The 10,191-nt window shown below is 72.8% G+C and carries 8 protein-coding genes and 1 tRNA gene; 4 read left to right on the top strand and 5 right to left on the bottom strand.

Annotated features, from left to right (window positions below):
* Nucleotides 1-196: 196 nt before the first annotated feature.
* From MOJ79_RS16745 to hrcA, 3 genes are all read right to left on the bottom strand, one after another.
* Nucleotides 197-269 (bottom strand) — tRNA-Ile (locus MOJ79_RS16745).
* 140 nt (nucleotides 270-409) lie between these two features.
* Nucleotides 410-1,525, bottom strand: a complete 1,116-nt coding sequence (locus MOJ79_RS16740) for a polyamine ABC transporter substrate-binding protein (protein WP_241925181.1) — start codon at nucleotides 1,523-1,525, stop codon at nucleotides 410-412.
* Nucleotides 1,526-1,714: 189 nt separating this feature from the next.
* Nucleotides 1,715-2,749: a heat-inducible transcriptional repressor HrcA gene (gene hrcA / locus MOJ79_RS16735; RefSeq protein WP_119354259.1), complete on the bottom strand. Its 1,035-nt coding sequence runs from the start codon at nucleotides 2,747-2,749 to the stop codon at nucleotides 1,715-1,717.
* 80 nt (nucleotides 2,750-2,829) lie between these two features.
* Here hrcA and MOJ79_RS16730 point away from each other — a divergent pair, with 80 nt between their 5' ends.
* The 4 genes from MOJ79_RS16730 to MOJ79_RS16715 all read left to right on the top strand — a co-directional run bounded on the left by MOJ79_RS16730 (nucleotide 2,830) and on the right by MOJ79_RS16715 (nucleotide 7,045).
* Nucleotides 2,830-3,696, top strand: a complete 867-nt coding sequence (locus MOJ79_RS16730; protein ID WP_119293411.1) for an NAD kinase — start codon at nucleotides 2,830-2,832, stop codon at nucleotides 3,694-3,696.
* A gap of 95 nt (nucleotides 3,697-3,791) precedes the next feature.
* Nucleotides 3,792-5,522, top strand: coding sequence for a DNA repair protein RecN (gene recN, locus MOJ79_RS16725; RefSeq protein WP_241925180.1), 1,731 nt, complete (start codon nucleotides 3,792-3,794; stop codon nucleotides 5,520-5,522).
* A gap of 6 nt (nucleotides 5,523-5,528) precedes the next feature.
* Nucleotides 5,529-6,428, top strand: a complete 900-nt coding sequence (gene rapZ, locus MOJ79_RS16720) for an RNase adapter RapZ (protein ID WP_241925179.1) — start codon at nucleotides 5,529-5,531, stop codon at nucleotides 6,426-6,428.
* Nucleotides 6,425-7,045 carry an LON peptidase substrate-binding domain-containing protein gene (locus MOJ79_RS16715; RefSeq protein ID WP_241925178.1) on the top strand — a complete coding sequence of 207 codons (621 nt, stop codon included), beginning with the start codon at nucleotides 6,425-6,427 and terminating at the stop codon, nucleotides 7,043-7,045. The genes rapZ and MOJ79_RS16715 overlap by 4 nt, the downstream gene beginning before the upstream one ends.
* A gap of 9 nt (nucleotides 7,046-7,054) precedes the next feature.
* Here the strand turns inward: MOJ79_RS16715 and mutY are convergent, their stop codons facing one another.
* Together mutY and MOJ79_RS16705 are read right to left on the bottom strand one after the other, a co-directional pair.
* A complete protein-coding gene (mutY, locus tag MOJ79_RS16710) occupies nucleotides 7,055-8,137 on the bottom strand; it encodes an A/G-specific adenine glycosylase (RefSeq protein WP_241925177.1) in 1,083 nt (360 codons plus the stop codon).
* A 46-nt stretch (nucleotides 8,138-8,183) separates the two neighbouring features.
* Nucleotides 8,184-10,190, bottom strand: coding sequence for a dynamin family protein (locus tag MOJ79_RS16705; RefSeq protein ID WP_241925176.1), 2,007 nt, complete (start codon nucleotides 10,188-10,190; stop codon nucleotides 8,184-8,186).
* Nucleotide 10,191 lies beyond the last annotated feature (1 nt).

The raw sequence follows: 10,191 nt of genomic DNA, 5'->3' as shown, positions 1-10,191 counted from the left end.
CCTGCAACCCTTGCTGTACAAGCTTCTCAAGCAGATCTCCATCCAGGACCTACGTCCAATTCTGGTCCGGAAAGGTTAGGAATTACCAAAAGAAAACGCTCGGCCGCCCACGGACATCCGCATTGACGCGGTGGCGGACGAGGAGCAGGGGCTGCAGGGCAAGTGACGGAATTTGCACACTGCCAAACGACGACGGTAGGCCGTGCTGGGATCGAACCAGCGACCAAAGGATTATGAGTCCCCTGCTCTGACCACTGAGCTAACGGCCCGTCGGTCGGCGATCGTATCGCCTGTGCGCAGCAGGTTGCCGCAGCACACTCCATTCCAAAACCGAAGAACCCGCCGTCGGGAACGCGACGGCGGGACTGAAAGCGGTCGGCGGTGTGGCCGCTTCACGCGGCCGCCGCACTCATTTGCCCGACTTGAACTGCTGGAACACGCGCGTCTGCACGCGGCGTGCGTCGTTGGGCAAGGTCCTGGGCACCGCGAGCTTCTTGATGTCGGCCTCCGACAGGAAGATCGTCGGGTTGTTCGCCAGCTCGGGCTTGACGAACTGCTTCGACGCCGGGTTCGGGTTGCCGTAGAAGACCTCGTTGGTCAGCGACGCGTGCACCTCGGGGCGCAGGATGTAGTTGATGAAGGCGTGCGCGGCGTCGACGTTCTTCGCGTCCTTCGGGATCGCCATCGTGTCGATGAACATCGTCGCGCCCGCGGGCGGGATCAGCGGCTTGATCGTGAACTTCTGCTTGGCCTCGGCGGCGCGCGCGTTGGCGATGTTGAAGTCACCCGAGTAGCCGAGCGACACGCAGATCTGGCCCTGCGCCATGTCGTTGATCGGGCCGGGCGAGAAGATGCGCGTGACGTACGGGCGCGCCTTCATCAGCACGTCGCGCGCGGCGTCGTAGTCCTTGGCGTTGGTGCTGTAGCCGTCCTTGCCGGCATAGATCATTGCCACCGGCACCACCTCGCTCGCCGAGTCGAGCACGTGGATGCCGCAGCTCTTGAGCTTGCTCGCGTACTCGGGCTTGAAGATCAGGTCCAGCGGGTTGGCCGGCATCGGCGTGCTGCCCAGCGCCTCCTTGACCTTCTGCTCGTTGATGCCCACCGTGACGAAGCCCCACATCCAGGTCACGAGGTACTTGTTGCCCGGGTCGGCCTCGGCGAGCTTGGCCTGCAGCGCCGGGTCGAGGTTCTTCAGGTTCGGGATCTTGGCCGGGTCCAGCGGCTGGAAGATGCCGCCCTTGATCTGCTGCGCGGCGAAGTGGGCGCTCGGCACGACGATGTCGTAGCCGGTGCGCCCGGCCACGAGCTTGGCGTGCAGCGTCTCGTTGCTCTCGATCGTCGCGTCGTACTTGACCTTGATGCCCGTTTCCTTCTCGAAATTGGCGATCACGTCGGGGCCGATGTAGTCGGCCCAGTTCATCACGTTGAGCACCTTCGAGCCCTGCGCGAACGCGCCGGAGGAAACACCGGCCGCCAGCAGCACGGCGGCACACAGGGTCGACAAGCGGGAGATACGGGCCATTGGGGCTCCTCGGGTGGGCTGGACGTCGATGCTGAAACGGTGGGGCACTCAGCGGGGTTGACCGAAGCCGCGCAGACCGGCGCGCGCCGTGGAAGTTCCGTGCGCCGGCGCGCGGCGCGCAGTATGCCCAAGGCCAGACGCGGAAGTCGCGCCTGTCGCGCCGGTGCGACGCACCGCGGGCGCGCCGCGTCAGGCGCGGTGGTGCGACAGCGCGTGGCTGACCAGCCGCGACGTGATGTCGACGATCTGGATCATGCGGTCGTACGGCATGCGCGTCGGGCCGATGACGCCCAGCGTGCCGACGACCTCGCCGTCGACGACGTACGGCGCCGAGACCACCGACAGCTCGTCGAACGGCACGACGCCGCTCTCGCCGCCGATGTAGATGCGCACGCCCTCGGCGCGGCTCGAGACGTCGAGCAGCCGCATCAGCTCGGTCTTGCGCTCGAACAGGTCGAACAGCTTGCGCAGGCTGCCGAGGTCGCTGCCGAAGTCCTCGACCTCGAGCAGGTTGCGCTCGCCGCTGACGACGACCTGCTCGGTGCTCTCGGCGAGCGCCTCGCTGCCGGCCTGCACCGCGGCCTGCATCAGCGCGGCGATCTCGCCGCGCAGCGCCTCGATCTCGGTCTTCAGCCGCTCGCGGATGCCGTCGAGCGTGAGCCCCGCGTAGTGCGTGTTCAGGTAGTTCGTCGCCTCGACGAGCTCGGACTGCGTGTAGTCGCGCGCGGTGACGATGACACGGTTTTGCACCTCGCCGTCGGCATCGACCAGAATCACCAGCACGCGCCGCTCCGACAGGCGCAGGAACTCGATGTGGCGGAACACGCCGGCCTTGCGCGGCGCGGTGACGACGCCGACGAAGTGCGACAGGTTCGACAGCACCTGCGCGGCCTGCGCGATGACGCGCTGCGGCTGGTCGGGCTGCACCTGCTCGCGCACCGCGGCCAGGCTGGGCTCGATCTGCGCCAGGTCCAGCGGCTTCGCGGTGAGCATCGTGTCGACGAACAGCCGGTAGCCGCGCGCGGTCGGCACGCGCCCGGCGCTGGTGTGGGGGCTCGCGATCAGGCCGAGGTCCTCGAGGTCGGCCATCACGTTGCGGATCGTCGCCGGGCTCAGCTCGAGGCCGCAAGCGCGCGACAGCGTGCGCGAGCCCACCGGCTGGCCGTCGGCGATGTAGCGTTCGACCAGGGTCTTGAGCAACGTGCGGGCGCGCTCGTCGAGCATGTTTTTCATTGTAGTGACAAGGGCTTGCGCGCGCCGGCGGGCCCCGCGCCGGCGGCGGGCCCTATGGTGTAATCGTCCGCATGGCGACGCGCTTCCGTCACGCCGCGCTGGTCGGGAAGTACCAGGCCCAGGGCATCCGGCCGGTGCTCGACGACATCGCGCAGTTCCTGATCGGCCTCGGGCTCGACGTCACGCTCGAGGCCGACACCGCGCTCAACACGGGGCTGGCCGACTACGCGTCGGCTGCGGTCGGCGAGCTCGGGCGGCGCTGCGACCTCGGCGTCGTCGTCGGCGGCGACGGCACGATGCTCGGTGTCGCGCGCGAGATGGCGCGCCACAACCTGCCGCTGGTGGGCATCAACCAGGGCCGGCTGGGTTTCATCACCGACGTGCCGGTGGGCCAGTTCCGCGACGCGCTGGCGGCGATGGTCGCCGGCGACTACGAGGAAGAGCATCGCGCGATGATCGAGGGCGGCGTCTGGCGCGACGGCGAGTGCATCTTCAGCGAATTCGCGCTCAACGAAGTCGTCGTCAACCGCGGTGCCACCGCCGGCATGGTCGAGCTGCGCGTGACGGTGGGCGACGAGCTGATGGCCAGCCTGCGCGCCGACGGGCTGATCGTCGCGACCCCCACCGGCAGCACCGCGTACGCGCTGTCGGCCGGCGGGCCGATCGTGCACCCGGCGATCGCCGGCTGGGTCATGTGCCCGATCGCGTCGCACACGCTGAGCAACCGCCCGATCGTGCTGCCCGACCACGGCGAGATCGGCATCGAGATCGTCGCCGGGCGCGACGCCTCGCTGAACTTCGACATGCACCGCCTGGCCAGCCTGCTGCATGGCGACCAGGTGCGGGTGCGCCGCTCGGCGCACAAGGTGCGTTTCCTGCATCCGCCGGGGTGGAGCTACTACGGCACGCTGCGGCGCAAGCTGCGCTGGTATGAGTAAGGCTCCCCCCCAGGGGGGCGCCGCCAGTGGACCGGCGAAGCCGGATCCACGGCGGCCGCTTGGATCCCGTTGCGGCGCCCCTGCGAAACACTGACATGCTGCGGCGGCTGGTTCTGCGCGACTTCGTCATCGTCGAGGCGCTCGACCTCGAGTTCGGGCCGGGCTTCACGGTGCTGACCGGCGAGACGGGCGCCGGCAAGTCGATCCTCGTCGACGCGCTGCAGCTCGCGCTCGGCGCGCGCGGCGACGCCGGCGTCGTGCGCGAGGGCGCGGCGCGCGCCGACATCGGTGCCGAGTTCGACACCCCGGCCGTGCTGCGCGGCTGGCTCGACGAGGCCGGCTTCGCCGCCGACGACACGCTGCTGCTGCGCCGCGTGATCGACGCGCAGGGCAAGAGCCGTGCTTGGATCAACGGCAGCCCCGCGACCGTCGCGCAGCTGCGCGAGGCGGCCGACTTCCTCGTCGAGATCCACGGCCAGCACGCGTGGCAGAGCCTGACGCGGCCGGCCGCGGTGCGCGCGCTGCTCGACGCCCAGGCCGGCGTCGATGCGGCGGCGCTCGCCGCGCGCTTCGCCGACTGGAAGGCGGCCACCGACGCGCTCGAGCGCGCGCGCCGCGACGCCGGCAGCGCCGAGCGCGAGCGCGAGCGGCTGGCCTGGCAGATCGGCGAGATCGAGCGGCTGGCCCCGGGCGCCGACGAGTGGACCGCGCTCGAGGCCGAACACCAGCGCCTCGCGCACGCGCAGTCGCTGCTCGACGCCGCGCGCGCGGCGCAGACCGCGATCGACGGCGACGACGAGCTGCCCGGCGCCGATGCGCTGGCGCAGCGCGCCATCGACGCGCTGCAGGAAGTTGCCGCCTATGACGCACGGCTGGCGCCGGTGATCGAGGTGCTGCAAGGCGCACAGGCGCAGCTGCACGACGCGGCGCACACGCTGACCGGCTACCTGCACCACACCGAGCTCGACCCCGACCGCCTGTCCGAGCTCGACGCGCGGATGTCATCGTGGCTCGCGCTCGCGCGGCGCTTCCGCCGCCCGCCGGCCGAGCTGCCGGCGCTGCTGGAGGCGTGGCGGCGAGAACTCGCCGCGCTCGACGCCGCCGCCGACCTCGACGCGCTCGAAGCCGCCGTCGCGCGCGCCGAGCACGCGTGGCGCGCCGAGGCGCAGCGCGCCAGCGCCGCGCGCCGTGCCGCGGCGCCCGCGCTGGCCGACGCCGTCACGCAGGCGATGCAGCCGCTGGGCATGGCCGGCGGGCGTTTCGAGGTCGCGCTGCTGTCGCAGGACGCGCCGCAGAGCTACGGGCTCGAGACGGTCGAGCTGCGCGTGGCCGGCCACGCCGGCAGCACGCCGCGGCCGCTGGCCAAGGTCGCCTCGGGCGGCGAGCTGTCGCGGCTGGCGCTGGCGATCGCGGTGACGACGGCGCGCCGGCGCGGCGCCGACGCGGCCGCCACGCTGATCTTCGACGAGATCGACGTCGGCATCGGCGGCGCGGTGGCCGACACCGTCGGGCGGCTGATGAAGCAGCTCGGCGGCGAGCAGCAGGTGCTCGCCGTCACGCACCTCGCGCAGGTCGCCGCGTGCGCCGACCAGCACCTCGTCGTGCGCAAGACGGGCCGTGGCGGCGCCACCGTCAGCGAGGTGCAGCCGGTGGCGGGCGAGGCACGCGTGGCCGAAATCGCGCGCATGCTCGGCGGCGCGCACCTCGAAGGCGCCGTCGCCGGCACCGGGCTGCAGCACGCGCAGGCGATGCTGCAGCAGGCCCAGCAGGCGGCCGCATCGCCGGCGCCGGCGGCGCCGCGACGCAGCGCGCGTGCGCGCTCCTGAACCGCGATGGACGAGCGCGCCCCGCCTCCCGCGCCCGAAGCCGCGCAGCGCGAAGTCGTGCTCGTGACCGGGATCTCGGGCTCGGGCAAGTCGGTCGCACTGCACGCGCTCGAGGACGCCGGCTTCTTCTGCGTCGACAACCTGCCGCCCGAACTGCTGCGCGAGTTCCTGCGCCTGGAGTCCGAGCGCGGCGTGCGCCGCGTCGCGATCGCGGTCGACGTGCGCACCAGCGGCTCGCTGCCGCACCTGCTGCCGCTGCTCGAGCAGCTGCGCGCCGAGGGCGTTGCGATCCGCTCGCTGTTCCTCGACGCCGACACCGACACGCTGGTACGGCGCTTCTCCGAGACGCGCCGCCCGCACCCGCTCGCGCCGCCCGGCGGGAACGAGGAGCGCGCGCTCGTCGACGCGATCGAGGTCGAGCGCCAGCTGCTCGCCGGGCTGCGCGAGGCCTCGACCGTCATCGACACCAGCCAGCTGCGCCCGGCACTGCTCGGCGCGTGGGTGCGCGACCTCGTGCAGGCCGGCGCGCGCGGGCTGACGGTGGTGTTCCAGTCGTTCGCCTACAAGCACGGCGTGCCGCGCGACGCCGACCTCGTGTTCGACGTGCGCGTGCTGCCCAACCCGTTCTACATCCGCGAGCTGCGCCCGCTGACCGGCCGCGACGACGCGGTGGCCGACTACCTCGAGGCGCAGCCCGAGGTAGTCGCGATGCTGCAGGACATCGAGGCCTACCTGCGCCGCTGGCTGCCGGCGTTCGAGAACGACCAGCGCAGCTACCTGACGGTGGCCATCGGCTGCACCGGCGGCCAGCACCGCTCGGTGTACTTCGTCGAAATGCTCGCGCGCCGCATCGGCGCCGAGCGGCAGGCGCTGGTGCGCCACCGCGAGCTCGGGGTCGCGACGTGAGCGGCGCAACCGCCGAGCTGCCGCTGTTCCCGCTGCGGCTGGTGCTGTTCCCTGGCGCGCTGCTGCGCCTGAAGGTGTTCGAGGCGCGCTACCTCGACCTCGTGAGCCGCTGCCTGCGCGAAGGCAGCGGCTTCGGCGTCGTGTGCCTGCGCGAGGGCGGCGAAGTGCGCAGCGGCGCCGAGACCGTGCGCTTCGAGGATGCCGGCACGCTGGCGCGGCTCGACGAGGTCGACGCCGCGCAGCCCGGCATCCTGCAGGTACGCTGCACCGGCACGCGGCGCTTCGAGCTCACGGGCAGCGCACGGCAGCGCGACGACGGGCTGTGGGTCGCGCCGGTGCGTGAGCTGCCCGACGACCCTGCCGTCGCGCCGACGCCGGCGATGCACGCCACCGTGCGCGCACTGGCCAACGCGATCGGCGCGCTGGCGCAGCAGGGCACGCAGCCGTTCGCCGCGCCGCACCGCTTCGACGACGCCGGCTGGGTCGCCAACCGCTGGTGCGAGCTGCTGCCAGTGCCGCTGGCGGCCAAGCACAAGCTGATGCTGCTCGACGACCCGCTCGTGCGGCTGCAGCTGGTCGACGAATTCCTGCGCCAGCGCGGCGTCGTCGGCGGCTGAGGCGGCGCGTCAGCCGCCGGCCAGCAGCCGCCGCACCGGCGCCGGCAGGCCGAGCGCGAGCGCCTCGTCGCGCGCGACCCAGCGCCCGGGGCCGGCAGCTGCGCGCAGCGCCTGCTCGACGGCGTCGCGCTGCGACGCCGCGAGCCGCGCCGGCAGCGTGTGGTGCAGCGGCTGCAGCTCCCAGTCGAAGTGCGTCAGCGCGTGCTCGATCGGCGCGAGCCAGCGCGCCTCGCCCGGCCAGCCGGCCGACAGCGCCGCCAGCGCATCGGCCGACGCGAACTCGGGCAGGCTCCACAGCGACGCCCACACGCCGCGCGGCGGGCGCTGCACGAGCCACAGCCTGCGGCCCTGCGCGAGCCACAGCAGCGCGTGGCGGCGCCGCCCGCGGCGGGTGCGGCGCGTCTTGACCGGGTAGCGCTCGGGGCGGCCCTCGGCACGCGCGACGCAGCCGTCGGCGAGCGGGCACGCGTCGCAGCGCGGCGCGCGCGCGGTGCACACCGTCGCGCCGAGGTCCATCAGCCCCTGCGTGTAGACGTCGACGTCGCGCGCCGGCAGCAGCGCCTGCGCGCGCTGCCACAGCGCGCGCTCGGCGGCCGCGCCGGCCAGGTCGTCGCCGAAGCCGAGCGCGCGCGCGAGCACGCGCTTGACGTTGCCGTCGAGGATCGCCGCGCGCTCACCGAAACAGAACGCCGCGATCGCTGCGGCCGTCGAGCGGCCGATCCCGGGCAGCGTCGCGAGCGTCGCGCTGTCGCGCGGGAACGTGCCGCCGTGCTCGGCGACGACGACTTGCGCGCAGCGGTGCAGGTGGCGCGCACGGCTGTAGTAGCCCAGCCCGCTCCACAGCGCGAGCACGTCGTCCAGCGGCGCGGCGGCGAGCGCGACGACGTCGGGGAAGCGCGCGAGGAAGCGCTCGTAGTAGCCGAGCACGGTGGCCACCTGCGTCTGCTGCAGCATCACTTCCGACAGCCAGACGCGGTACGGGTCGCGCGTGCGCTGCCACGGCAGGTCGTGACGGCCGTGGCGGCGCTGCCACGCGACGACGCGCTCGGCGAAACCCGGTTCGAAGGAGGTGGGCGGTGGGCGGCGGCTCACGCCGCGCAGTGTGGCATCGGCCGCGGCCCGGCGCCGCGGCTGCGGCTCAGAGCGTGCCGAAGCGCGACGGCGGCAACGGCAGGCGCATCGTCGTCGCCTCGGCGTGCCGCGGTGGCGTCGCCGCGTCGGGGTCCGGCGTGCGCTGCGCGTGTTCGCGCAGCGCACCGAACAGCGCCTGCACGCGCGCCGCGAGCTCGCGGTGCTGCCTTTCCTGGGCCTCGACGGCGTCGATGTGCCCTTCGAGCTCGCCGGCGGCGCTGCGGATGCGCTCGAGCGCGTCGCGGCGCTTGACGAACGCCAGGCGCCGCTCGCGCAGCTGCGCGTCGACCTGCGCCGACGCGGCGCGGTTCCACTGCTCGAGGTCGCGGATCGCGGCCTCGAACACGGTGCGCAGCCGCGACCACACCATGCGGCGGAACTGCTCGAGCTGGCGCGCGTCGGCCAACCGCAGCGCGGTCACGAGCCCGAGGTAGGCGTTGACGTTGCGCTCGACGTCGGCGAGCTCGGCGAGCGTGCGCTCGAGCGACGGCGGTTCCGACAGCACGAGCGCGAAGCCGAACTCGGCATTGATCTGCGCGAAGCTGGCCTGCAGCATCGCGCGCGTCTCGTCGTTGCGCTTGGCCGCGACGACCACGCGCTCGCGCAGGCGCTGCACGAGCTCGCCGAACAGGCGCTTGGCACCCAGGTGCAGCAGCGTGCCGGCGATGTCGTGCTGCAGCCGCGCGACGTCGTCGCGCAGGCGGTCGATCGAGATCGCGTCGAGGCTGTGGCGCAGCATGCGCGAGTGCACCGCACGCAGCGCGCCCAGGCGCACCGTGCAGCGCTCGAAGTCCTTCGCGTCGTCGGCGACGCGCTGCAGCAGCAGCTGCACCTTGCCCTTGCTCTTGCCGCGCAGCCCGCGCAGTTCGAGCAGCTGCTCGGCGGCCTGGCGGCGCTGGTCGCCGAGCTGGCGCTCGAGCCGCTGTTCGATCGGCGCGAGACCGTCGAGCACGGCGCGCTGCAGCATCTGCTGGCGCCGCGGCAGCAGGTCCTGCGCGAGCAGCTCCTCGAACGCGGGCAGGCGGCTCTCGAGCAGCCCCAGCCGCTGGCCGTCGATGCGCGCGGTCAGCGCCTGCCGCGCCGACAGCGCATAGACCTGCTGCGGCTCGATGCCCAGCGCCTGCGCCGTCGCGACGCGCTGGCGTTCGATCTGCTCCATCACCTCCTGCCGTGTCAGCAGCGGGTCGGCGAGCACGTCGATCTTGTTGAGCACCGCGTAGCGCTGCGCCGCGAGCGCGCTGAGGTGGTCGCGCCAGATCGCGAGGTCGGAGCGCGTGACGCCGGTGTCGGCACCGACGACGAACACCACCGCGTGCGCGGCCGGCAGCAGCCCGATCGTCAGCGCCGGCTCGGCACCGATCGCGTTGAGCCCCGGCGTGTCGAGCACGACCAGCCCGCGCTCGAGCAGCGGGTGCGGGTAGTTGATGATCGCGTGGCGCCAGCTCGGGATCTCGACCAGCCCTTCGGCGACCAGCAGCGGGTTGTCGTCGGGGCGCTCGTCGTCCCACAGGCCGAGCGCGCGCGCCTCGTCGACGGGCACGGCCTTGGTGCGCATCACCTCGGCGAGGTCGTCGGCCAGGCGGTCGGGCGCCGTCGGGTCGAGGCGGATGCGCGTCCACAGCTCGGTCTTGCGGCGCAGCTCGTCGAGCGACTGCGGCAGCGTGCGCGTGTCGATCGGCAGCAGCGCGAGCATCGGCGGCTCGCCGCGCTCGCAGCCGATCTCCACCGGACACATCGTCGTGCGTCCCGGCGTGGCCGGCAGGATGCGCCGCCCGGTGTCGGCGAAGAAGATCGCGTTGATCAGCTCCGACTTGCCGCGCGAGAACTCGGCGACGAAGGCGACGACGACGCGGTCGCCGGCGACCTGGCGCCGCAGCGTCTCGATCGTGTCGGACGCATCGGGGTCGAGCAGCTGCGCGTCGCCCAGCCCCTGCGCGAGCTCGACGAGCCGGCGCTCGAGCAGGCGGCGCCAGCTGGAAAAGGCGTCGAGGTGGCGGGCGAACGAGGTCTGCATG

This window comes from Calidifontimicrobium sp. SYSU G02091 (assembly GCF_022631395.1).
Lineage (GTDB): Bacteria > Pseudomonadota > Gammaproteobacteria > Burkholderiales > Burkholderiaceae_C > Calidifontimicrobium > Calidifontimicrobium sediminis.
Note: the sequence above shows the minus strand (reverse complement) of the source record. Positions and strands in the feature narration are given on the sequence as shown.

What these genes read in the sequence shown, in the direction of transcription:
- MOJ79_RS16740 (WP_241925181.1), bottom strand. Translation starts at nt 1,525, where the DNA reads ATGGCCCGTATCTCCCGCTTGTCGACCCTGTGTGCCGCCGTGCTGCTG.
- hrcA (WP_119354259.1), bottom strand. Translation starts at nt 2,749, where the DNA reads ATGCTCGACGAGCGCGCCCGCACGTTGCTCAAGACCCTGGTCGAACGC.
- MOJ79_RS16730 (WP_119293411.1), top strand. Translation starts at nt 2,830, where the DNA reads ATGGCGACGCGCTTCCGTCACGCCGCGCTGGTCGGGAAGTACCAGGCC.
- recN (WP_241925180.1), top strand. Translation starts at nt 3,792, where the DNA reads ATGCTGCGGCGGCTGGTTCTGCGCGACTTCGTCATCGTCGAGGCGCTC.
- rapZ (WP_241925179.1), top strand. Translation starts at nt 5,529, where the DNA reads ATGGACGAGCGCGCCCCGCCTCCCGCGCCCGAAGCCGCGCAGCGCGAA.
- MOJ79_RS16705 (WP_241925176.1), bottom strand. Translation starts at nt 10,190, where the DNA reads ATGCAGACCTCGTTCGCCCGCCACCTCGACGCCTTTTCCAGCTGGCGC.